This window comes from Nonomuraea sp. NPDC050451, assembly GCF_044458585.1.
This window is the reverse complement of record NZ_JBITHZ010000009.1, coordinates 171,949-195,375: the sequence shown is the minus strand read 5'-3', so window position 1 is coordinate 195,375 and position 23,427 is coordinate 171,949. Positions and strand designations below refer to the sequence as shown.

19 protein-coding genes are annotated in these 23,427 nt (G+C 71.5%); 13 read left to right on the top strand and 6 right to left on the bottom strand.

Going from position 1 to position 23,427, the window contains the following annotated elements:
- Positions 1–38: 38 nt before the first annotated feature.
- Positions 39–590 carry a TetR/AcrR family transcriptional regulator gene (locus tag ACIBI9_RS27735; RefSeq protein ID WP_397225734.1) on the bottom strand — a complete coding sequence of 184 codons (552 nt, stop codon included), beginning with the start codon at positions 588–590 and terminating at the stop codon, positions 39–41.
- A 74-nt stretch (positions 591–664) separates the two neighbouring features.
- Between ACIBI9_RS27735 and ACIBI9_RS27730 the strand changes: the two genes are divergently transcribed.
- From ACIBI9_RS27730 to ACIBI9_RS27720, 3 genes are read left to right on the top strand one after another with little or no spacing between them, the layout of a single operon-like run.
- Positions 665–1,372, top strand: a complete 708-nt coding sequence (locus ACIBI9_RS27730; protein WP_397225732.1) for an SDR family oxidoreductase — start codon at positions 665–667, stop codon at positions 1,370–1,372.
- 51 nt (positions 1,373–1,423) lie between these two features.
- A complete protein-coding gene (locus tag ACIBI9_RS27725; protein ID WP_397225730.1) occupies positions 1,424–2,119 on the top strand; it encodes a DUF998 domain-containing protein in 696 nt (231 codons plus the stop codon).
- 39 nt (positions 2,120–2,158) lie between these two features.
- Entirely contained in the window at positions 2,159–3,331 is a 1,173-nt protein-coding gene (locus tag ACIBI9_RS27720) for an MFS transporter (protein WP_397225728.1), read from the top strand.
- A 5-nt stretch (positions 3,332–3,336) separates the two neighbouring features.
- On the opposite strand, the gene ACIBI9_RS27715 is transcribed toward ACIBI9_RS27720, so the two are convergent.
- Both ACIBI9_RS27715 and ACIBI9_RS27710 read right to left on the bottom strand, forming a co-directional pair.
- Positions 3,337–4,275: a Gfo/Idh/MocA family oxidoreductase gene (locus ACIBI9_RS27715; protein WP_397225726.1), complete on the bottom strand. Its 939-nt coding sequence runs from the start codon at positions 4,273–4,275 to the stop codon at positions 3,337–3,339.
- A 49-nt stretch (positions 4,276–4,324) separates the two neighbouring features.
- Positions 4,325–5,731 (bottom strand): PLP-dependent aminotransferase family protein, encoded by a 1,407-nt coding sequence (locus ACIBI9_RS27710; protein WP_397225724.1) that lies wholly within the window; start codon positions 5,729–5,731, stop codon positions 4,325–4,327.
- Positions 5,732–5,799: 68 nt separating this feature from the next.
- Here ACIBI9_RS27710 and ACIBI9_RS27705 point away from each other — a divergent pair, with 68 nt between their 5' ends.
- Positions 5,800–6,678 (top strand): DMT family transporter, encoded by an 879-nt coding sequence (locus ACIBI9_RS27705; protein ID WP_397225722.1) that lies wholly within the window; start codon positions 5,800–5,802, stop codon positions 6,676–6,678.
- 26 nt (positions 6,679–6,704) lie between these two features.
- Entirely contained in the window at positions 6,705–8,357 is a 1,653-nt protein-coding gene (locus ACIBI9_RS27700) for a fumarate hydratase (RefSeq protein WP_397225720.1), read from the top strand.
- A 261-nt stretch (positions 8,358–8,618) separates the two neighbouring features.
- Here ACIBI9_RS27700 and ACIBI9_RS27695 read toward each other — a convergent pair whose 3' ends face one another.
- Positions 8,619–8,807, bottom strand: coding sequence for a DUF5999 family protein (locus tag ACIBI9_RS27695; protein WP_394498547.1), 189 nt, complete (start codon positions 8,805–8,807; stop codon positions 8,619–8,621).
- 724 nt (positions 8,808–9,531) lie between these two features.
- Between ACIBI9_RS27695 and ACIBI9_RS27690 the strand changes: the two genes are divergently transcribed.
- Genes ACIBI9_RS27690 through ACIBI9_RS27680 form a run of 3 tightly spaced genes read left to right on the top strand, consistent with a single transcriptional unit; the run spans position 9,532 to position 13,819 of the window.
- Positions 9,532–10,641 carry a serine/threonine-protein kinase gene (locus ACIBI9_RS27690; RefSeq protein WP_397225718.1) on the top strand — a complete coding sequence of 370 codons (1,110 nt, stop codon included), beginning with the start codon at positions 9,532–9,534 and terminating at the stop codon, positions 10,639–10,641.
- Between the two features lie 35 nt (positions 10,642–10,676).
- On the top strand, positions 10,677–12,386 hold the full coding sequence (locus tag ACIBI9_RS27685; protein ID WP_397225716.1) for a serine/threonine-protein kinase: 1,710 nt from the start codon (positions 10,677–10,679) through the stop codon (positions 12,384–12,386).
- Between the two features lie 44 nt (positions 12,387–12,430).
- On the top strand, positions 12,431–13,819 hold the full coding sequence (locus ACIBI9_RS27680) for a class II fumarate hydratase (RefSeq protein WP_397225714.1): 1,389 nt from the start codon (positions 12,431–12,433) through the stop codon (positions 13,817–13,819).
- Here the strand turns inward: ACIBI9_RS27680 and trpD are convergent.
- Positions 13,813–14,865, bottom strand: coding sequence for an anthranilate phosphoribosyltransferase (gene trpD, locus ACIBI9_RS27675; protein WP_397225712.1), 1,053 nt, complete (start codon positions 14,863–14,865; stop codon positions 13,813–13,815). The genes ACIBI9_RS27680 and trpD overlap by 7 nt on opposite strands.
- Positions 14,866–15,101: 236 nt before the next feature.
- Here trpD and ACIBI9_RS27670 point away from each other — a divergent pair, with 236 nt between their 5' ends.
- The 5 genes from ACIBI9_RS27670 (at position 15,102) to ACIBI9_RS27650 (ending at position 21,379) form a co-directional block, all read left to right on the top strand.
- On the top strand, positions 15,102–15,854 hold the full coding sequence (locus tag ACIBI9_RS27670) for a 3-hydroxybutyrate dehydrogenase (protein WP_397225710.1): 753 nt from the start codon (positions 15,102–15,104) through the stop codon (positions 15,852–15,854).
- 159 nt (positions 15,855–16,013) lie between these two features.
- Entirely contained in the window at positions 16,014–17,906 is a 1,893-nt protein-coding gene (locus ACIBI9_RS27665; RefSeq protein ID WP_397225709.1) for a helix-turn-helix domain-containing protein, read from the top strand.
- A gap of 55 nt (positions 17,907–17,961) precedes the next feature.
- Positions 17,962–19,236: an MFS transporter gene (locus ACIBI9_RS27660; protein WP_397225707.1), complete on the top strand. Its 1,275-nt coding sequence runs from the start codon at positions 17,962–17,964 to the stop codon at positions 19,234–19,236.
- Complete coding sequence (locus tag ACIBI9_RS27655; protein WP_397225705.1) at positions 19,233–20,234, top strand: alpha/beta fold hydrolase; 1,002 nt, start codon at positions 19,233–19,235, stop codon at positions 20,232–20,234. Before ACIBI9_RS27660 ends, ACIBI9_RS27655 begins: the two co-directional genes overlap by 4 nt.
- Positions 20,234–21,379 carry an alpha/beta hydrolase family protein gene (locus tag ACIBI9_RS27650; protein WP_397225703.1) on the top strand — a complete coding sequence of 382 codons (1,146 nt, stop codon included), beginning with the start codon at positions 20,234–20,236 and terminating at the stop codon, positions 21,377–21,379. The genes ACIBI9_RS27655 and ACIBI9_RS27650 overlap by 1 nt, the downstream gene beginning before the upstream one ends.
- Here the strand turns inward: ACIBI9_RS27650 and ACIBI9_RS27645 are convergent.
- Complete coding sequence (locus ACIBI9_RS27645) at positions 21,369–23,366, bottom strand: glycosyltransferase family 2 protein (protein WP_397225701.1); 1,998 nt, start codon at positions 23,364–23,366, stop codon at positions 21,369–21,371. The two genes, ACIBI9_RS27650 and ACIBI9_RS27645, sit on opposite strands and share 11 nt — an antisense overlap.
- Positions 23,367–23,427 lie beyond the last annotated feature (61 nt).

The following is a 23,427-nucleotide window of genomic DNA, read 5'->3' as shown; positions in this document are numbered from 1 at the left end:
GTGCCAAATCAGCAGATGCGCTCCGTAAGCCACGGGAATCAGTTGATGCGCGCCAGAAGTCCGGCGATTTCCTCGGCCAGTTCCTGATTCACTTCGGCGTGGCGGTTGAGCAGCCGGTACCACATCGCGCCGAAGACGAGATCGACGGCCAGCTCCAGGTCCACGTCAGCCGGCACGGCGCCGCGCGCCAGGACCGCGCGCAGGGCGGCGCGGCGGGGATTTATGATCTTCGCCCGCAGCTCGGCGGCGAGCTCCGCGTCGGACTGGGCGTCGGCCATCAGCCCCACGACGACCTGCCCCGCGACCCCGCGTGCCAGCCCGAACGTCTGCTCCAGGAACGCCACCAGATCGGCCCGCGCGTCCCCGGTGTCCGGCAGCCCCTGCACCTCCTCGGCCAGGACGTCTGTCAGGGCCTCCAGCAGGACCTGCGCCTTGGTCTGCCACCAGCGGTAGACGGTCTGCCTGCCGCTGCCCGCGACCTGGGCGATGCCCTTCATCGTCACGTTCTGGTAGCCGTCGCGGGCGCACAGGTCGAGCGCCGCCCGGAGGATCGCGTTCCTGGCCACTTCGCTGCGTGGTCTGCCAACCATGGCGCTCACTTTACAAGACACAGTGCCTCGTTTATATTCGAGGCAGGATGTCTCGTAATGAGAGGACGACGAAGATGCGAGTAGTGATCGTCGGCGGCACGTCCGGCATCGGCCTGGCAGCGGCGGCCCGGCTGGCCGCGGGCGGCGCCGAGGTGGTCGTCACGGGCCGTTCGGAGGAGCGTCTGCGTTCGGCGTTGAAGCAGCTCGGCGACCAGGCGCGGGGCGAGGCCGTGGACGCGCGTGACACCGAGGCGATGCGGGCGTTGTTCGAGGGGCTCGGCACGGTCGACCACCTGGTCGTGACCCTGACGGGCCGCGGCGGCGCGGGCCCGCTGAGCTCGCTGACCGCCGATGGGCTGACCGAAGCGGTGCGCAACAAGCTGGTCCCGCACCTGCTGACCGCGCAGGCCGCGCTGGGCGTACTGAACCCGGAGGGCTCGATCACCTTCGTGACGGCGGCGTCGGCCGGCGCGGCCCTGCCCGGCATCGCCACGCTGGCGGCGGTGAACGGGGCGATCGAGGCCGCGGTTCCCGGACTGGCCGTCGAGCTGGCCCCCATCAGGGTGAACGCGGTCTCCCCCGGCGTGATCGACACCGACTGGTGGTCGGAGATCGGCGACGAGGCGCGGGCCGCGTTCATGGAGAGCGCCGCCGAGAGCCTGCCGGTCCGGCGCGTCGGTCAGCCGGAGGACGTGGCGGCCACGATCGAGTACGTGGTGCGCAACGCGTACACGACCGGCATCGTGCTGACCGTCGACGGAGGGGCGCGGCTCAAGGCCTGAGGAATCCCAGGCCCTTCCACGCCGTTGATCCCGGCAAAGGGAGGTGTGTGCGTGCATCAACCGGCGCGATGGGGTCTCGGTGTGGCGGGCGCGGGCATAGCGGTGATCCTGGGCCTGGAGCTGACCAGCCTCGACGAGATGAACCCGATCAGGCGGACCATCAGCGAGCACGGCCTCGGCCCCGACGGCTGGATCTTCGGGCTGGCGGTGGGGCTGCTCGCGGTCGGGTCGGCGGCCATCGGGGTCTCGCTGGCACGCCAGCGGCTGGCGGGGGTCTTCGGCACCGTCGCGCTCATGGGGTGGAGCGTGGGGCTGTTCATGACGGCGTGGTTCGAGAAGCACGACTGGTCGGTCGGCCCGAGCCTGAGCGGGAGCATCCACCGGGTGGGCAGCTTCATCGCCTTCCTCAGCCTGCCGCTGGCCGCGGTGATCATCGCCAGGCCCTGGCGGCACCGCGAGCGGTCGCGGGCCACGCTGGTGGCCTTCGGGCTCGGGATCTGCTCGGTGCTGTGGGTGGCGGGCATCGCCGCGGTCATGTTCATCGGGGCGCGCAACGGGATGCCGTGGTGGCGCGTCATGCCGCTCGGCCTGGTGGAGCGCGGCATGGCCATCACGGAGGTGGCCGCCCTGCTAGCGCTCGGCGTCTGGGCCGCCGCCAAGCGGCTGGACACGACGGAGCAAACCGGACGCCTGGTCGATGCCGGGGTCGGTGGGCTGGCGGAACGGAGTGGCGGGCCGCTAACCTGACCCCGCCTCACGTTTGATTCCCCCCATCAGGAGGCCGTCGTGCCGTCCTCGCGTGATCGTCAGGCCCGCATCGCCACGTACGTCGTCTATGCCGTACAGGGCCTGTCCTTCGCCTCGCTGCTCATCCAGGTCGCCAACCTGCAGGCCAAGCACGGCCTCGACGAGGGCTCGCTGACGCTCCTGCTGCTGATCGTGCCCGTGTTCGCGGGGGTCGGCAGCGTGGCGGCGGGCACGTTCGCCGCCCGGTTCGGCAGCAAGGTGCTCCTGCGCGTCGCCCAGCCCGTGGTCGCGCTCGCCGTGGTGCTCGTCGGGCTCGCGCCCAGCGTGAAGCTGCTGGTGCCGGTGCTGCTGCTGTTCGGCGTGGCGGTGGGCGCGGTGGACGCGGGCATGAACATGCAGGGCGTGGCGGTCGAGCGCAGGTACGGCGTGCAGATCCTCAACGGCTTCCACAGCGTGTGGAGCGTGGCCAGCATGCTCGGAGCGGCGTGGGCGTCGGTGGCCGCCACCCTGCCGCTGCCGGTGATCATGTCGGTCCCGATGGTGTTCGCGCTGGTGGGCTCGCTCGTGTTCGCACGCGACCTGTGCACGCCGGAGGAGGAGAAGGTCGAGGACGCCCCCGAGAGCGCCACCGAGGGCGGCTTCCCGTGGCGGCCGATCATCCCGCTCTGCCTGGCCATGGGCTTCCTGTACGTCGGCGACGCCGCCGTGTCGAACTTCAACACCGTGTTCATGAAGAACGTGCTCTTGGCCGGCCCGAGTGTGATCCCGCTGGCCTACGTCGCCTACCAGGCGACCACGCTGGCCGTCCGGCTCGGCGGCGACCTCGCGGTCCGGCGGTACGGGCCCGCCGCCATCGTCAGGATCGGCGGCGTGATCGCCACGCTGGGGTTCCTCGGCGTCGTCGCGGCCCCGAACCAGCCGCTGGCCATCGTCGCGTTCGGCCTGACCGGGGTGGGGCTGTCAGTGGTGGCGCCGCAGTCGTTCTCGGCGGCGGGCAAGCTGGACCCGGCCGGGACCGGCGTGGCCATCGCCCGCGTGAACCTCTTCAACTACATCGGCTTCATCGTGGGCGCGGCCCTGGTGGGCGGCATCGCGGACGCGGCGGGCATGCGGTGGGCGTTCGTCGCGCCGCTCGTGCTGGCCGCCGTCATCATCGCCCTCGCCCGGGGCTTCGAGCCCAAGCGCCAGACCCCCAACCCCTCCGCCGCCTGAGGGCTTCACCGCCGCACTTCGGCGACCTCGACGGTACGGCGCTCGCGGAGCGACAGGTCGGCCGCCTCGGCGACGTACAGCGCCTCCAGCGCGTCCTCGATCGTGCAGAGGCTCTTCTCGCTGGTCAGGAAGCCGTCGATCTCGTTGCGGTAGGCGGTCTCGAAGCGGGTGACGAAGTCGGGCCAGGGATCCAGCGCGCTCGGCACGCCCTCGGCCGAGTGCAGCGGGGCGCGCGGGCTCAGGCCGACGGCCTGGGTGCGCCTGGTGCCGGCCAGCTCCATGCGCACGTCGTACCCGCCGCCGTTGTAGCGGGAGCCCTGCAGGGTGGCCAGCGTGCCGTCGTCCAGGGTGAGCAGCGCGGCGCTGTTGTCCACGTCGCCCGCCTCCGCGAAGAACGCGGCGCCGCGGTTGGCCCCCGTCGCGTACACGGAGATCACCTCGCGGCCGGTCACCCAGCGCAGGATGTCGAAATCGTGGATGTGGCAGTCGCGGAAGATGCCGCCGGAGGTCGCGATGTACTCGGCGGGCGGCGGCGCGGGATCGGCGGTGAGGAGGTGGACGCGGTGCAGCTCCCCCAGCTCCCCTGCCCTCAGCGCGACCGCCGCCGCCGCGTAGCCGGGGTCGAACCTGCGCTGGAACCCGATCTGCACCCGGTTGCCGGCGCTCGCCTCCAGCACCTTGACGGTCTCGTCCACGGTGCCCGCGACCGGCTTCTCGCAGAAGACCGGGATGCCCTTCTCGCACGCCTTGATGATGAGCTCGGCGTGGGTGCCGGTCGGGGTCGCGATGATCACGGCGTCCGACTCGAACGGGTCCCCCGGCCTGCCGTACGGCGACGTACGCACGGGATCGGCCACGATCAGCTCGTCCACCAGCGGATGCGCGGCCAGGGTCGCGGCGTGAAAGGCTCCGATCCTGCCCAGACCCATCAGTCCCACACGCATGACGCCTCCAATCCGGACCAGGCTTTCTTTCTAAGGGAGCGCTTCTCCCTCAGTCAACACTTTGTCCTGACATTCTTACCTTCAAGCCTCGTACGGCGTCCAGCGCCTTGTGCGCCGGCAGCCGCGCGAACCCCACCACCAAGGCCGCCGGCCCCGCCGACTCGCGCATGGGCCCCACGGGCTCGGTGGACAGGCCGAGCTCCTGCGCGACGTGGGTGGTCCTCAGCTCGTCCCAGCCGTCCGGCAGCTCCAGGTAGACGTGCAGGCCCGCGTCGATGCCCTTGACCCGCACCTCCGGCAGCTCCTCGGCCAGCGCCCTGACCAGGGCGTCCCGGCGGCGGCGGTATTCGCGGCGCATCCTGCGCAGGTGCTTGTCGTAGCCGCCGGTACGCAGGAAGTGCGCCAGCGCGTACTGCTCGACGACCGGCGAGCCCAGGTCCAGCTCGCCCCTCGCCCGCCGCACGGCCTCCGCCAGGTCGGGGGGCGCCGCCACCCAGCCGAGCCGCAACCCGGGCGCCAGGGACTTGCTGACGCTGCCCGAGAGGATCACCCGGTCGGGGGCCAGGCCCTGGAGGCAGCCGACGGGGTCGCGGTCGAAGCGGAACTCGGCGTCGTAGTCGTCCTCCAGGATCACCCGGTTGCCCGCGTACGCCCACTCCATGAGGGCGGCCCGGCGCGGCGGCGAGAGCACCACGCCGGTCGGGTACTGGTGCGCCGGGGTGACCAGGACCGCGTCGCCGCTCAGCTTCCGCACGTCCAGGCCCTCCTCGTCCACGGGCACCGGCACCAGGTGCGCGCCCGCGCGCCTCAGCAGCGGGACCTGGCGGTGGCTCGTCGGGTCCTCGACGGCGAGCCGGATCGGCCGCTGCCGGCTCAGCACGTGCAGCACCAGGCTCAGGCCCTGCGCCACGCCGCCGACGATGACGAGATTTTCCGGGCGCACGTCCGCCGCCCTGACCCGCCGGAGATAGCCGGCCAGCTCTTCTCGCAGCTCAGGCACCCCGCCAGGGTCCCCGTAATCGAAGGCTTCCGAGGGTACGGTGGTCAGGACGTGCCTGACGGCGGCGAGCCAGCGCTCGCGGGGGAAGTGGCTGAGGTCAGGAGAGGTGGGGCGATGACCGTAGTACGGCGCGCACACGGGGGCGCTCGACGCGCGGCGCACCGGCTTGGGCCGGGGAGGCGTCTTCTGCCGCGGGGCGGCCCGGGGTGCGCTCTTGGGGGTGACCTGGGTGCCGACGCCCACCCGGGACACCAGGAAGCCCTCGGCGACGAGCTGCTCGTACGCCTCCACCACCACGCCTCTGGATACCTGGAGGTCGGTGGCGAGGTCGCGGGTCGCGGGCAGGCGGGTGCCCGGCGTCAGCCGGCCGCCCCTGATCGAGTCGCGCAGCTCGGAGGCGATCTGCCCGGCGATTCCCCCCTTATCGCGATTTATCTGGATATGGAGGTCGGCCATATTGGTCCTGTCTTTCGGCGGGACATTGGACTGTTTACGCGAACCATTGTCTCCCTAGCATCCTTCGCATGAGAAACGGCATCGTGGGTGCGGCCTCGGCCATGTTCCTCGTCGGGACGCTGGCCGGGGTGTCGGGACTTGTGGACGGCTATCCCATATACGGCGGACAGGCCGTTCGGTATCTCGTGGCGTCGGTCATCCTGCTTGTCATAACGCGAGCGCTCGGCCTGCGGTTCGTGCGCCTGACGCCGCGCGAGCTGCTCTGCCTCCTCGGGCTCACCCTGTTCGGCCTGGTCATCTTCAACGTCTGCGTGATCGAGTCGACCAGCGCCGCCGGGCCCGCCCTGGTCGGGACCGTGCTCGGCACCGTGCCGCTGGCCCTCGCGCTGGCCGGCGGGCGGCCCGCGCCGCGGCTGCTGGCCGGGGCCTGCGTGGTGGTGGCCGGGGCGACGCTGGCCACGGGGCTCGGCAGCGGCAACCTGCCCGGCCTGCTGTGGGCGCTGGGGGCGCTCGTGGGCGAGGTGTGCTTCTCCATGCTGGCCATACCGCTGCTGCCGAGGCTGGGGGCGATCAGGGTGTCGGCCTACTCGACGGCGCTGGCCGTGCCGCTGCTGGCCGTGGTCGGGCTGGTGCACGAGGGCGCCGGGATGTTCCGGCCGCCGACGTGGGCGGAGGCGCTCGGGTTCGCGTACCTGGCGACCGTGGTCACCGTGGTGGCGTTCTTCCTCTGGTACAGCTCGCTGCCCAAGCTGGGCCCCGGCCGGGCCGGGCTCTTCGCGGGGATCATCCCGGTGGGCGCGATCGTGACGGGGGCGGTGCTCGGCGTGGCGATGCCGTCGGCGTACGACCTGCTGGGCGCGGGGTTGGTGATCGCCGGCATCCTGGTCGGCCTGACCGCCGGACGGTCGCGAGCGGTCACCGAAGTGGGATCCCCCGGAGGCGCGTAATCTCTTGGGGGACCGAAAGGATGGACATGGGCGAGTTCGACTACACCGACCTGCTGCCGCTGGGAGCCGATGAGACCGAATATCGGCTGATCACATCGGAGGGGGTGCGGAAGGTCGAGGCGGCCGGGCGTACGTTCCTCGAGGTCGAGCCGGAGGCGCTGCGGCTGCTGACCGAGACGGCCATCCACGACATCTCCCACTTCCTGCGGGCCTCGCACCTCGCCCAGCTCCGGAAGATCGTCGACGACCCCGAGTCGAGCGGCAACGACCGCTTCGTGGCGCTCGACCTGCTCAAGAACGCCTCCATCTCCGCCGGAGGTGTCCTGCCCATGTGCCAGGACACCGGCACCGCGATCGTCATGGGCAAGCGCGGGCGTCACGTGCTGACCGACGGGCTCGACTCCGAGCACGTCTCCCGGGGCGTGTACGACGCGTACACCAAGCTCAACCTGCGTTACTCGCAGATGGCCCCCCTGAACATGTGGGACGAGAAGAACACCGGCAACAACCTGCCCGCCCAGATCGAGCTGTACGCCGAGGACCCGCACGGCCACCCGGACGAGTACAAGCTGCTGTTCATGGCCAAGGGCGGCGGCTCGGCCAACAAGTCGTTCCTGTACCAGGAGACCAAGGCCGTGCTCAACGAGAAGCGCATGATGGCCTTCCTGGAGGAGAAGATCCGCTCGCTCGGCACCGCGGCCTGCCCGCCGTACCACCTGGCCGTCGTGGTGGGCGGCACCTCCGCCGAGTACGCGCTGAAGACCGCCAAGTACGCCAGCGCCCGCTACCTCGACTCGATCCCCACGGAGGGGTCGGCGTCCGGGCACGGGTTCCGCGACCTGGAGATGGAGGCCAAGGTCTTCGAGCTGACGCAGAAGCTCGGGATCGGGGCGCAGTTCGGGGGCAAGTACTTCTGCCACGACGTACGCGTCATCCGCCTGCCCCGGCACGGGGCCTCCTGCCCGGTGGCCATCGCGGTCTCCTGCTCGGCCGACCGCCAGGCGCTGGCCAAGATCACCCCTGAGGGCGTCTTCCTGGAGAAGCTGGAGACGGACCCGGCGCGGTTCCTCCCGGAGACGACGGACGAGCACCTCTCGGACGACGTCGTCCAGATCAACCTCAACCGCCCCATGCCCGAGATCCTCGCCGAGCTCACGAAATATCCCGTCAAGACCCGCCTCTCCCTCACCGGCCCCCTCGTGGTCGCCCGCGACATCGCCCACGCCAAGATCGCCGAGCTGCTGGACAACGGCGGCGAGATGCCGCAATACCTGAAGGACCACGCCGTCTACTACGCCGGGCCGGCCAAGACCCCTTCCGGGTACGCGTCGGGCTCGTTCGGGCCGACGACCGCCGGGCGGATGGACTCGTACGTGGAGCGCTTCCAGGCGGCCGGCGGCTCCATGGTCATGCTGGCCAAGGGCAACCGGTCGAAGCAGGTGACCGAGGCCTGCCGGCAGCATGGCGGGTTCTACCTGGGCTCCATCGGCGGGCCCGCGGCCCGGCTGGCGCAGGACTGCATCAAGAAGGTCGAGGTCCTGGAGTATCCCGAGCTGGGGATGGAGGCGGTGTGGAAGATCGAGGTCGTGGACTTCCCGGCGTTCATCGTGGTGGACGACAAGGGCGACGACTTCTTCACCGACCGCACCGGCCCCGTGCTGACGATCGGCCGCCGCTGATCGCCTGACCCCCGGCTCTCTCCACCCACCGGCGCGACCGATCGCCGGTGGGGCGGGGCACGGTGGGCGGCGAGCGGACCAGGCGCGGGAGGCGGTGTCACCCCGGGAGGCCGGGTCGCCTCGGAGGCGGGTGAACTGAGGGTGGCGGCGAGCTGAGGGTGGCGGCAGGCGAGCCGGATACGGGCCTGGCGCGGGCGAGGCGCGGCTCGGGGGCGGCTACGGGCAGGGGTGCGGTGCGAGCATCTCCTCGGAGCTGCCGGCTCAGGCGGCCACCGGGGACCGGTGCGGCGCCACGACGGTGCCGTCGGGCAGCAGCAGACCGGTGTCCTCGAACAGCACGACGCCGTTGCAGAGCAGGCTCCAGCCCTGGTCAGGATGGGCCGCGATCACATGCGAGGCCTCACGGTCGGGTGAATCGGCACTCGGGCAAGCGGGGTAGTGACTGCACATGGCGCACCTCTCAGATTGCGCTCCTGATTCATGGCTTTCAAAAGGGCAGCTTGCGCCCCGATGGCGTGCGAAGGTCCAGAGCGGTCCCGCTCGGTTTCTTGGGCCGGGTGCGAACCTGGGTCTGGCGCATCTTCATCACGTCCTTCAACGACCTGTCGTTAGTGGTGGGACCTTGGGTGTTCGCCCTCATTCTGACGCCGGGCACCGACACTTTGCGGGCCTGTGGGAGAACTCCCTCTCTCATGGCTGTACCATGCCCCCGCCCCCTTACGGGACCCTTACAACTCGCTGACGGGGCCCCTCAGTTCATGTCCGTCAGCTTGCCGTACACCTGAAAGCCCCCTGCCTTGCATCATGCACATTTATCGGGGCCGCGAGTGTGCCGCACGACACACATCACCGCCGAGCTGCGCAAACGCGTTCAGGAAAGCCGGTACGGGAGGCCCGTGCGGGCCGTGGGTAAGGCCGTCCGCGAAGCGGGACCAATCTGACTCCCTCGACATTGCCAAGAGACGGCAGGACGCGACCCGGGAGCGTCCCGACTACCCTCGGTATCGGAACGTGCGCCCGGACTGCGGCGAGAAACTGCGGGGCCTCATCAACTGGGCCGATGTGGCCAGGAGGTTTGCTGACGTCACGAGTCAGGCGGGTTGACTTAAGTTCGCAACAATTTATCGGCCGCGCCTCTACTGGTCGGTTTACACAAATAGGTAAGCTGCCAGGCATGCGTGCGCCCTCCGGTTACCTACTCGCCGCGCGCTACCGGCTTGTGGAGCCGGTCGGACGCGGCGGCATGGGCACCGTTTGGCGGGCACATGACGAGTTGCTCGACCGCGACGTGGCGGTCAAGGAAGTGCGCCTGCCCAACGTGCTCGACGAGGAGTTGCGTGCCGAGCTGTGCGCGCGCACCGAGCGCGAGGGCCGGGCGACCGCGATGGTCGCGCACCCCTCGGTCATCACCGTCTTCGACGTGGTCACCGAGGACGACCGGCCGTGGATCGTGATGGAGCTGCTGCGGGCCAAGTCCCTGGAGCAGCTCATCCAGGAGCAGGGACCGCTCCACCCCCGCAGGGCCGCCGAGATCGGCCGGCAGATCCTCGGGGCGCTGCGCGCCGTGCACGCCAAGGGGATCCTCCACCGTGACGTCAAGCCGAGCAACGTGCTGGTGACCGAGGACCGGGCGGTGCTCACCGACTTCGGCCTGGCCGCACTGGAAGGTGACGTTTCCATCACCCAGGCGGGCATCGTCCTGGGCTCCGCGGGATACATCGCTCCAGAGCGGGTGCTGGGCTCGAAGGCCAGCCCGGCGGGCGACCTGTGGTCGCTCGGCGCGACCCTCTACACCGCCGTCGAGGGCAGGGGCCTGCACGGGCGCCGTACGGCCGCCGCCGCGCTCGCCGCGCTGACCAGTGGCGAGCCGATCCCGATGACCAAGGCCGGGCCGCTGGCCCCCGTGCTTGACGCGCTGCTCAGGATCGACCCCGCGACCAGGCTCGACTCCGTGCGGGCCTCGCTCATGCTGGCCAGGGTCGCCGCCGGAGGCTCGGCCGAGGAGCCGCTGGCCCCGGGCAAGCCCGTACGTTCCGGGCCGACGATCAACCCGCCGTCTTTCACACGCAGGCCCGCGCATCGCGGGCTCCACAGGGCCGACGTCACCACGACAGCGCTGTCTGTCCCGGTGCCCCGGCAGGAGCGCAAACCCGGCGAGGGCGTGCACAGGAAGCGCGTCGAACCGCGGCCTACGCCGTCGGCTTACGCCCGTTTCAAAGCGACGGTGATAAAGTTGTGCCTTCCTCGGCGGTTCTGGCCAAGAGAACTTCGCAAGCGAGGGTAAAGCACTTCCCAAGCGAGAATCGATATCTTCTTCTCATGCCGGAACAGCAGACACGCCTGCTCGCGGAGCGCTACGAGCTCATAGCCCCGCTCGGCCGGGGCACGATGGGCACGGTGTGGCGCGCCCGCGACCGCGCGCTCGGGCGCGAGGTGGCGGTCAAAGAAATCCGCCAGGACCCGGGTCTCACTGAGGAACAGCGGGCCGAGCTGCGCGAACGCATGGTGCGCGAGGGCCGCATAGCCTCGCGGATCAACCATCCCTCGGTGGCGTCCATCCATGACGTCCTGATCCAGGACGACAGCCCGTGGATCATCATGGAGCTCATCGAGGCCCGATCGCTGGAGCAGGTGATCGACGAGGAGGGACCGCTGCCGCCACGGCTCGTGGCGGAGATCGGCGTGGACCTGCTCGGGGCGCTGCGCGCAGCGCACGCCCAGGGGATCACCCACCGCGACGTCAAGCCGGGCAACGTGCTCATCACGGAGAGCGGCCGCGTGGTGCTCACCGACTTCGGCATCGCCAAGGCCGAGGGCGACTCGCGGCTGACGAAAACGGGCATGGTGATCGGCTCACCCGGCTACACGGCCCCGGAACGTGCCAGGGGCGAGTACACCGGCCCCGAGTCGGACATCTGGTCGCTCGGGGCGACGCTCTACTTCGCCGTCGAGGGGCGTCCGGCGTACGAACGGGCCACGATCGCGGAGACGCTGGCGGCGCTGCTCACCGAGAGCGCCGACCCGCCCACGCAGGCGGGCCAGCTGCGGCCCGTGCTGAACGGGCTGCTCAACAAGGACTACCGGCAGCGCCTCAACGCTGCCAAGGCGGAGACCCTGCTGCGCATGGTCGCCGACACCCCCACGAGCGAAATGCCGGCGATCACGGCTGAGGCTCTCATGGCGCAGGAGGCCGCTTTGCCCGACCCGTTCGCCGGCCAGAAGAACCCAGCCCAGAAGAAGCCGGCGCAGCAGAATCCGGCCCAGCAGACTCCGGCCCAGCAGAATCCAGCGCAGCACAGCCCGGCCCAGACGAACCCGGTGCAGAAGGCCCCGGTCCCCCAGGCCGGGCCCGCCGGCCCCGCGCCGTACGGCCCCGGGGGCGCGGGCGCTCCCGGCGGTCAGGCGCCCTGGGGCCCGGGTCCCGCCGGACCGGGTCAGGGTCCGGGCGCGCAGGCGCCCAGGGGTCCTGTCGGTGCGCCCGGCGGCCCGGTGCCCGGTGGCCCGGGGCGGGGGCCCGCGTCGGGGCCGCACGGGCCGATGACGAGCCCGGGCACGCCCACCGTGCCGCGCAACGCCGCGCCTCAGCGCCAGCCGCAGTCCGGCCCCCAAGGATCCCCTGACCAGGGGTTCGACCCCGAGCGGACGGTCAGCGTCCAGCGCCCGAAGGGCCCGTTCCCGCCGGCTCCGGAGCAGAGCAGGCCGCCGCAGGGGCCCGGCGACGAGGGCGCGATCGTCACCACGCGCATCCAGCTCCCGCCCGCGCCCGGCCAGCAGGTCTATCCGCCCACCACGCCGCCCGCGGGCCGGCAGCCCGCTCCTCAGCAACCGGCATCCCAGCAGCAGCCGCCCCCGCCGGGCGGCCAGCAGGTCCCGCAGCAAGGCAAGGGCCTCGGGACCGACCTGTTCGCCATCGCCGGGCAGCCGGAGCAGCCCTCGGGCAACCGCAACGGCATGCTGGTGCTCATGGCGGTGGCCGCCGCGGCCGCCGTGGTGATCGCCGTCCTCATCGTCGCGCTCTTCTCCAGCTGACCCGCGCCGCGGCCGTAAGGCGGTCGTGGGTCAGACTGGAAGTCATGAGCGAGTTCAGAATCGAACATGACTCGATGGGCGAGGTACGCGTGCCCTCAGGCGCCAGGTGGCGCGCGCAGACCCAGCGGGCAGTGGAGAATTTCCCGGTTTCGGGACGCCCCCTCGAGCCGTCCCACATAGCCGCGCTCGGCCTGATCAAGGCGGTGGCCGCCGAGGTGAACGGCGAGCTGGGAGTGATCGACAAGGACCTGGCCGAGGCCATTGCCCAGGCGGCGGCCGACGTCGCCGAGAACGAGCACGACGCCCACTTCCCGATCGACGTCTTCCAGACCGGCTCCGGCACCTCGTCCAACATGAACGCCAACGAGGTGATCGCGACGCTGGCCGAGGAGCGCCTCGGCCGTCCCGTGCACCCGAACGACCACGTGAACGCCTCCCAGTCGTCCAACGACGTCTTCCCCACCTCGATCCATGTGGCGGCGGCGACGGAGGTGACGTTCCACCTGCTGCCCTCGCTCAGGCATCTGGCGGCGGTGCTGCGGGAGAAGGCGATCGAGTTCGACGGGGTGGTGAAGTCGGGGCGCACCCATCTGATGGACGCGACCCCGGTGACGCTCGGCCAGGAGTTCGGCGGGTACGCCACCCAGGCCGAGAACGGCGCCCTGCGCGTGGCGGCGGCCCTTGAGCGCGTGCTGGAGCTGCCCCTGGGCGGCACGGCCGTGGGCACCGGCATCAACACCCCGCCGGGCTTCGCGCAGGCGGCCATCGCCAAGCTGGTCGAGGCCACCGGCATCCCGTTCGTCGAGGCCGGCGACCATTTCGAGGCCCAGGGCGCGCAGGACTCGATCGTCGAGCTGTCGGGCCAGCTCAAGGTGGTGGCCGTCTCGCTCACCAAGATCGCCAACGACCTTCGCTGGATGGGCTCCGGCCCGCGCGCCGGGCTGGCCGAGATCAACCTGCCCGACCTGCAGCCCGGCTCGTCCATCATGCCCGGCAAGGTCAACCCGGTGATCCCCGAGGCCACGACCATGGTCGCGGCCCAGGTCATCGGCAACGACGCGGCGATCACGTTCGCCGGCGCGTCCGGCAACTTCGAGCTGAACGTGCAGCTGCCGATCATCGCGCGCAACATCCTGGAGTCGATCAGGCTGCTGGCGAACGTGTCGCGGCTGCTCGCCGACCGCTGCGTCTCCGGCATCACGGCCAACGTCGAGCGCCTGCGCGAGTACGCCGAGTCGTCCCCGTCGATCGTCACCCCGCTGAACAGGTACGTCGGCTACGAGGAGGCCGCGAAGATCGCCAAGCAGGCCCTGGCCGAGCGCAAGACCATCCGCGAGGTGGTCATCGAGCGCGGCCACGTGGCCGACGGCACCCTGACCGAGGACCAGCTCGACGCCGCGCTCGATGTGCTGTCGATGACCCGGCCTCAGTGACCCGCTGACGCCTGGCCCTGCGTGGCGTGCGCCCACAGGGTGAGCAGGGACAGCGCGGCGCCGGAGTCGACCGCCTCCGCGGCCCGCTTGTAGGCCATGCCCAGGGCGGGCGTGAGGTCGGGGGCGGGCGGCGTGCCCTCGGCGGCCACCACGGCGGCGGCCGCGTTGAGCAGGACGACGTCCCGCACCGGTCCCCGCTCGCCCCCGAGCACGGCCCGCGCCACGGCCGCGTTGTGCCGGGCGTCGCCGCCGCGCAGGTCGTCCTGGCGCGACCGCGGGATCGACAGGTCGGCCGGGTCGAAGGCGGTGGGCGTGACCGTGCCCCGGCGTACGACCCAGATCGTGGAGGGGCCCGTGGTGGTGAGCTCGTCGAGCCCGTCGTCGCCCCTGAAGACCAGCGAGGAGCAGCCGCGCTGGGCCAGCACGCCCGCGAGGACCGGCGCCATCCCCTGGTGGAAGACGCCGACCGCCTGGGCGGGCGGCAGGGCCGGGTTGGTGAGCGGGCCCAGGAAGTTGAAGACCGTGGGCACGCCCAGCTCGCGGCGCGGCCCGGCGGTGCGTCTCAGCCCGGAGTTGAACGCGGGCGCGAAGCAGAACGTGATGCCGACCTCGTCCGCGACCCTCACCACCGCGGCCGGCGGCAGGTCGATGACCACGCCCAGCTCCTCCAGCACGTCCGCCGCGCCCGCCAGCGAGGAGGCGGCCCGGCCGCCGTGCTTGACGACCTTGACGCCCGCGGCGGCGGCGACGATGGCCGCCATGGTGGAGATGTTCACGGTGTGGGCGCGGTCGCCGCCGGTGCCGACCAGGTCCACGGGGTCGCCGGAGACCCTGATCGCGGCCGATTTCAGGAGCATGCCGTCGGCCAGCCCGGACACCTCGGCCACGCTCTCGCCCTTGGCCCGGAGCGCGATCGCGAACGCGGCGATCTGGGCGTCCGTGGCCGCCTCGCTGATGATCTGCTCCATGGCCCATTTGGCCTGGAGCGAGGTGAGCGACCTGCCGTCGAGCAGCGTGCTGAGCAGTGCTGGCCAGGTGGTGTTCATGGTGAGCGCCCCTTTCGTCAGTGCTCGACGGGGGTGCGTACGACATGCGAGCGGCCGCCTCGTCGAGGCGGCCGGTGCGTATGCGCTGGGAGGTCCGCCTAGGAGGCGGGCCACCACTGGGACGAATACGCGGTCATGCGTTCAAGATAGCAGATGCCTTGATCCACATAGGGCGGCACGGATCTATGTCGTCGGCACCCATGCGTCGAGACAGGGCGACCGCCTAGGGTTCGGGTATGGCGAAGGAGCTGACGGGGCGGACCGCGCTTGTGACGGGGGCGGGGGGCGGCATCGGGGCGGCCTGCGCCCGGCGCCTGGCCGCCGAGGGGGCGAAAGTACTGGTCGTCGACCTGCGGGCCGAGCCCGCCGAGAAGGTCGCCGCCGAGATCGGCGGGGCGGCGGTGGTGGCCGATCTGAGCGATCCCGGGTTCGTGGCGGCGCTGCCTGACGAGCCGGTCGACATCGTGGTGAACAACGCCGGGTTCCAGCACGTCTCCCCGATCGAGGACTTCCCGCCCGAGGTGTTCTCGGCGATGCTGCGGGTGATGGTCGAGGCGCCGTTCCTGATCGCCCGGAAGGTGCTGCCCGGCATGTACGCCAGGGGCTGGGGCCGGTTCGTGAACATCTCGTCCGTGCACGGGCTGCGGGCCTCGCCGTTCAAGTCGGCGTACACGACGGCCAAACACGGGCTGGAGGGCTTCTCCAAGGTCGTCGCGCTCGAAGGGGCGCCGCACGGGGTCACCTCCACCTGCGTCTGCCCCGCCTACGTGCGGACGGGGCTGGTGGAGGCGCAGATCGCCGACCAGGCTAAAGTGCACGGCATCGAGCCGGACGAGGTCGTCGGGAACATCATGCTGCAGCCCGCCGCGATCAAGCGGCTGATCGAACCCGAGGAGGTGGCCGAGCTGGTCGCCTACCTCTGCGGCCCCGCCGGGTCGTTCATCACCGGCGTCTCCCTCCCGATGGACGGCGGCTGGACGGCGCACTAGTGCGACGGAGCGCAGCGACCGAGCCGCCTAGTGGAGCGAGGCAATGAGCACGCGAGGGAGCGCCGTCGCCTGGACTGAGGAGCGCAGGGAGCGCAGCGACCGGAGCGACGAGGGAAGGCGACGGATCCCAGCGACCGAGCCGCCGAGCGGAGCGAGGCAATGAGCACGAGCACGCAGTTCCTGGAGTTGCTGGCCCGGGAGGCGTCGGCGGTCGAGTTCGAGAGGCCGATCATCGAGGCCAGGGCGCGGGGCGCGGACCCGGCCACGATCGAGGAGCTGGAGCAGGCCAAGGTCGAGGCGCTCAAGGTACGTGACCTGCTCAAGCGGCGCGCCAGGCGTGAGGCCGAGCTGTCGGCCCTCTATGACACGGCCGGCGACCTGGCCGCCCTGCGCGACCTCGACGCCGTGCTGGAGGCCATCGTGCACCGGGCCAGGCAGCTGCTGGCCACCGACGTCGCGTACATGACGCTGCACGACCCCGAGCAGGGCGACACGTACATGCGGGTCACCGACGGGTCGATCTCGGCCAAGTTCAGGGCGTTGCGGCTGGCCATGGGGGCGGGGCTGGGCGGCCTGGTCGCGCAGACGGCGACCCCGTACTCGACGGCCGACTACTTCGCCGACGCCAGGTTCCGGCACAAGCACCACATCGACGAGGCCGTCAAGGAGGAGGGCCTGGTCGCGATCCTGGGCGTGCCGCTGCGGCTGGGGCAGCGGGTGATCGGCGTGCTGATGGCGGCCAACCGCAGCGCGCGGCCGTTCCACCAGGAGGAGGTGTCGCTGCTGGCCAGCCTGGCCGCGCACGCCGCCGTCGCGATCGACAACGCCAGGCTGCTGCAGGAGACCAGGAACGCGCTGGAGGAGCTCTCCCAGGCCCACAGGACCGCCAGGGCGCACGGGGAGGCCGTGGAGCGGGCCGCGCTGGCCCACGACAGGATGACCTCGCTGGTGCTGCGCGGCGGCGGGATCGAGGACGTGGCGGCCGTGGTGACCGACGTGCTCGGCGGCTCGCTGGCCGTGCTCGACGATCTGGGGCGGCCGCTCACGGGTGACGTGGGTGAGCTCGACTCCGGGGTGTTCGAGTCGGCGCAGGCGTCCAGGGCGCTGGGGCGTACCGTGCGGAGGGGCGACCTGCTGATCGCGTCGGTGGACGTCGGCGGGGAGCCGCTGTGCACGCTGATCCTGCGCAGCGACGACGCCGACGAGCGCATCCTGGAGCGGGCGGCGCTGGTGTGCGCGCTGCTGCTGCTGTTCCGCAGGAGCGTGGCGGAGGCCGAGGGCCGGGTCAGGGGCGAGCTGCTCGACGACCTGATCTCCCGGCCCGGCTCCCCCGGCCTGGCCGACCGGGCCCGGCGGCTGGGCGTCGATCTCTCGGCGCCGCACGTCGTGGTCGTGGTGCGACATGAGGGGCAGCGGGAACGGGCCGCGTTCTGGGCCTCGTCGCAGGCCACGCTGCGGCACGGGCTCGCGGCCGGGCGGGCGGGCGAGGTGGTGCTGCTGCTGCCGGGGGAGAACGCGGGCGGCATCGCGCAGCGCGTCGCCGCCGAACTGAGCGCGTCGCTGCACGTGCCCGCCACGGCCGGCGCGTCGAAGATCTGTCTCCCGGATGCGACGGCCCGGCCGCCGGGCGGCGACACGCCCGGGGCGGGCGACGTGGCGGCGGCCTACCAGGAGGCGCGCAGGTGCGCCGAGGCGCTGATCGCGCTCGGACGGGCGGGTGACGGCGCGAGCGCGGCCGAGCTGGGGTTCGTCGGGCTGCTGGTGGGCGACGGCCGTGACGTGCGCGGCTTCGTCGGACGGGTGCTCGGCGCCGTGATCGACTACGACGCCCGCAGGGGCACCGCGCTGGCCGACACGCTGGCCGCCTACTTCGGCTCGGGCGGCTCGCCCTCCCGTACGGCCGAGGCCATGCACATCCACGTCAACACCGTCACGCAGCGGCTCGACCGGATCGGCAAGCTCCTCGGCGACGGCTGGCTGGAGCCGGAACGCGCGCTCGAGATCCAGCTCGCGCTCCGCCTGCACCGGCTCGGCCACACATCCACCCCATAGACTGTGGGCCCCAGCCCCATACAAGTGACGCCGGTCACTCCTTACCGTGACCGGCATGGCCACTTCCATCAAGAAGATCGTCGCCGCGAGCCTGATCGGCACCACCATCGAGTGGTACGACTTCTTCCTGTACGGCTCGGCAGCCGCCCTCGTGTTCAACAAGCTCTTCTTCCCCGAGTCCGACCCGCTCACCGGCACGCTGCTGGCGTTCCTCACCTACGCCGTCGGATTCGTCGCCCGTCCGCTCGGCGGCCTGGTCTTCGGCCACTTCGGCGACCGGATCGGCCGCAAGACGCTGCTGGTCGTCAGCCTGCTGACGATGGGCGCGGCCACGTTCCTGATCGGCTGCCTGCCGACGTACGAGACCCTGGGCCCGTCCGCGGCGCTGCTGCTGACCGCGCTGCGGCTCGTGCAGGGCTTCGCGCTCGGCGGCGAGTGGGGCGGCGCGGTGCTGATCGTCTCCGAGCACGGCGACACGGCCCGCCGCGGCTTCTGGGCCTCCTGGCCGCAGGCCGGCGCCCCCGGCGGCAACCTGCTGGCCACCGGCGTGCTGGCGGCCCTGGCCGCCTGGCAGTCGGACGAGGCGTTCCTGGCGTGGGGCTGGCGGGTGCCGTTCCTGCTGTCGGGCGTGCTGGTGCTGATCGGCCTCTGGATCCGCCTGACGATCACCGAGTCGCCGGTGTTCCAGGAGGCCCCGCCGGAGAAGGCGCCGCCCATCGTGGGCGTGCTGCGGCACCACTGGAAGGACGTGCTCACCGCGATCGGCGCGCGCCTCGCGGAGAACATCTCCTTCTACCTGCTCACCGTCTTCGTCATCACGTACGCCAAGTCAGTCAAGATCGACAACTCCACCGTGCTGAACGCGGTGCTGATCGCCTCGGCCATCCACTTCGTCACGATCCCGATATGGGGCGCGCTGTCGGACCGGATCGGCCGCCGCCCGATCTACCTGGCGGGCGCCGCCGGCATCGGGGTGTGGATCTTCGCGTTCTTCCCGCTCATCGACACCGGCAACTTCCTGGTGATCACCCTCGCCATCACCGTCGGCCTGCTCTTCCACGGCATGATGTACGGCCCGCAGGCGGCCTTCTTCTCCGAGCTCTTCGGCACGAGGATGCGCTACACCGGCGTCTCCATCGGCGCCCAGCTGTCGGCGATCGTGGCCGGCGCGCTGGCCCCGATCATCGCGGTCGCGCTGCTGAAGAGCTACTCGAGCAGCCTGCCCATCTCGGTCTACCTTGGTCTGGCGGCGCTGCTCACCCTGGGTGCGGTCTACGCCGCACGCGAGACCCAGGGCAGCGACCTGGCTGAGAGGATCCACGCGCGATGAAGGTCACCACGCCCAGGCTCACCCAGAACGTCCTGACCGTCGAGGGCAGGGACACCGGCGAGCCGGTGCTGTTCGTGCACGGAAACGTCTCCTCGGCCGCCTTCTGGCGCGACAGCATGGCGGCGCTGCCCGGCGGCTACCGCCCGCTCGCGGTCGACCTGCGCGGGTTCGGCGAGAGCGACCCCGCGCCCGTGGACGCCACGAGGGGCCTGCGCGACTGGTCCGACGACCTGATCGAGCTGGTCGAGGCGCTGGGCCTGGACGGCGTGCACCTGGTCGGCTGGAGCCTGGGCGGCGGCATCGTGCTGCAGGTCCTGCGCGACCGGCCGGCCGCCGTCAGGAGCGTCACCCTGGTCAACCCGATCTCCCCGTACGGCTTCGGCGGCACGGAGGGCCCGGACGGCCGTCTCACGCACCCCGACGGCGCGGGAGCGGGCGCCGGCGCCGCCAACCCCGACTTCGTGGCCCGGCTCAAGGCGGGCGACATGTCGGACGAGTCCCCCACGTCGCCGCGCAGCGTCTTCCGCTCCTCGTACGTCAAGCACCCCGAGATCGCCGACGAGGACTTCTACGTACGCTCGATGCTCACCACCCGCGTGGGCGAGGCCAACTACCCGGGCGACGCCGTCACCTCGGCGCAGTGGCCCGGCGTGGCCCCCGGCAAGCACGGCATCCTCAACGCCATCGCCCCCACCCACTTCCGCCTGGACGACCTCCACGAGATCGACCCCAAGCCGCCCATCCTGTGGATCAGGGGCGCCGACGACGTGATCGTCTCCGACACGTCGTTCTTCGACCTGGCCCACCTGGGCGCGCTCGGCGTCGTGCCCGGCTCCCCCGGCACCCCGGCCCAGCCCATGGTGGCCCAGACCAGGGCCGTGCTGGCGCGCTACGGCCCCTACCGCGAGGCCGTCATCGACGACTGCGGCCACAGCCCGCACCTGGAGCACCCCGAGGAGTTCCGGCGCCTGCTGACCGCTCACCTCGGGGAGGCGTGATGTTCGTCGCGCTCACCTTAGTGGCGAGCCTGCTCACCCCGGCCCCGCAGCTCACGGTGCCGGGCGCGGAGCAGGCCGTGGTGGCCACGCTGGACGACCTGACCACGGCGGGCACCGCGAAGACCGGCCACACCGACCCGGCCGACTGGGCCGGGCTGCACTCGGCCGCCACGGTCAACCCGACGGGCGTGCCCGGCATCCAGATCGACGGCTACTTCCCCGACACCTCCACCACCAACGCCACCCACGGCTGGAACCACGACTCCCAGTTCGTGATCAGACTCCCCGAGCACTGGAACGGCGGCCTGGTCGTCAGCGGCACCCCCGGCAACCGGGAGCAGTACGCCAACGACTACACGATCTCCGACTGGGTGCTGGCCAAGGGATACGCGTTCGCCGCCACCGACAAGGGCAACGTCGGCGTGAACTTCCACGAGGACGGCCGGAATCCCGGCGACGCCATCGCCGAGTGGAACCACCGGGTCACCCAGCTCACGGTGGCCGCCAAGGCCGTCGTGAGGCAGCGGTACGGCAGCAAGCCCCACCGCACGTTCGTGGCGGGCATCTCCAACGGCGGCTACCTGGTCAGATGGCAGCTGGAGAACCGCGGCTGGCTCTACGACGGCGGCGTCGACTGGGAGGGCACGCTCTGGCGGGTCAAGGGCGACAACCTGCTGGACTTCCTGCCGCCCGCGCTGAAGGCGTATCCGGACGAGGCGGGGGTGCGGGCGGCCGGGTTCGCGGCGGGCTCGGAGTTCCTGTGGCCGTTCCACCGGCAGTACTACTGGGAGCTCACCCAGCAGCTCTACCAGAAGGAGCTGGACCCGTCCTACCAGGGCGCGGCGGCGGACTACGACTACAACCGGCGCAGGCCGTACGCGGCCGTGGCGAAGATCGCGCTGACCGGCCGGATCACCAAGCCGCTGATCACGATCCACGGGACGCTCGACACGCTGCTGCCGATCTCCCGCGACTCCGACGTCTACGCGAAGATGGTCGGCCCGCACCGGCCGTTCCGCTACCACCGCGTCGAGGGCGGCAACCACCTGGACAGCCTGGTCGACGTCTACCCCGACAAGTTGAAGCCCATGCTCCCGGTCTTCAGAAGCGCCTTCGAGGAGCTGGAGGGCTGGGTCAGTCCTTGAGGTAGCGGTGCCTGCCCGCGCGCGCCAGGCGCACCATGTGACGCGCGCCGGGCAGCCGCCTGCCGATCCGGTGCAGGACGGTGTCCCGGCCCATGGGTGAGCGCCGCCCCGGATCGACCGCGGCGGCGGGCCGTACCTGGATCCTGCCTCTGCGCATCTCCAGCGCGAACCTGAGCCCGATCTCCTCCTCCGACGTCCGCAGCGACGTCAGCCAGGCGCCGGGGCCGAGCTGGTCGGGCGGCGGCATCATCCGCTTGACCGGCACCTTGGCCACGAGCTGCCCCGCGATCCGGCCCGGCACCCCGGCCTCGACCAGGGCGGGCGCGCACACCTCACGGCCGCGCCGCCCGGTGCTGCGCAGCACCAGCTCCAGCGGCGGCCCGCCGCTCGGCGGCACGTACGGCACCGGCAGCACGACGTACACGTGCCCGTCGAGCCGCTTGACCTCCGCCCCGCGCGACACCAGGGCGATCGACTCGGAGAACGAGCGCGGCTCGACGGCCAGGCCCAGCTCGCCGTGGTCGGTCCAGCACGGCACCACCAGGCGCATCCTGGGGCGCTGGGCCAGCACGCCCAGGCAGTTGAGCGGGCCCACCGAGCTGCCGACGCGGCTCCTGGCCTGGTTGGCGCCGCCGAACATGCGTACGTGCACCTCCCACTGGCCCGGCTTGAGCGGCTCGCCGACCGCGGCGGCGGTCACGTCCAGCTTGGCCTCGCCCCTGATCTGCACCCGGATCCGGCGGCGGCCGTCCTGGATGCGCTCCACGTGCTGGGTCAGGGGCAGGAAGTGGATCACTCCCGTCTCGGTGTGGCGCACGTACAGCTCGACGCGGGCCCGCTCGACCGCCTCGGTGACGTCGGTGACGCTCTCGTCCAGGGCCTTGGTCTCCAGCGAGCGCGGCGGGATCCAGTGCAGGCGCTCGCCGTCCTCCCGGTACCTGTCCGGCGTGCCGTCGCCCGCCAGGACCTCCACGGTCAGCGCGAGCACCAGCACGTGGGCGTCCCAGCGCATCTCGGTCAGGTCGGCGCGCAGCCCGGCGCGCTTGGAGGAGTTCGACAGGAGCACGATCTGGTCCAGGCGCCCCATGCGCACGTACGCGGCCACCACGCGCAGCTGGACGGGCAGGTAGCGGTCGAGCCGCTCCGGGAACCGCTCCTCGACCAGCTCCTGCACCACCCGGAAGTGCAGGCCCCGATCCACCGACGAGTCGGCGAACCTGGCGGTCAGCAGCGGGCGCAGGACCGCGTACCGGAACCAGTGGGCGTACATGCGGTCGCGCTGGCGGCCCTCGCCCGCGCAGGTCTCGATGTCGGCGAGCAGCCCGTTGAGCTCCTTCACCATCGCCCGCGGCTCCTCCTCGGCCCCCGGCCGGTCGCCGAGGTGGCAGCAGACGTGCTCGGCCAGCACGGCGATGACCTTGGCGTACAGGTAGGCCCGCATCACGAACGCCTGCTCGGCCATCCTGCCGCCGGGCACGGTGAAGCCCAGCTCGTGCTCCTCCAGGAAGGCGCGGCGGTAGAGCTGCTGCGGCACGAGCAGGTGGAGCAGGCGGTCGCGCAGGATGTCGGCGCGGGCCGTGCCACGCTCGAAGGCGGTCATCGGCGGTCCGAAGTCGCGGATCAGGCGGCCGACCAGCACGTCGGCGTCGGTCTCCACGGCACGCTCGTGCATGCGGGCGACCGCGTCCTTCTCCAGGCGGTCACCCTGGTCGAGGAAGTAGACGTAGTCGCCGGCGGCGGCCGCGAGGCCCACGTTGCGGCCGCGCATGGGCGTCCCGGTGTGGGGCAGGTGCAGCACGCTCACGTTGTCACGGGTCGTGGCGATGGTGTCGAGGCGCTCGCCGACCCCGTCGGTGGAGCCGTCGTCCACGAAGATCACTTCGTACTCGTCCGGGGGCATCGTCTGCTCCAGGGCGGAGCGGATGCACGCGTCGGCGGTGGCCCCCGGGTTGTGGACACTGACGATCACACTGACCTTGACACCCATGCGGCCAGAGTGGGCCCGCATGCACGTTCGGGAGCGGCGGCTTGCCGATTAGAGAGGGAAA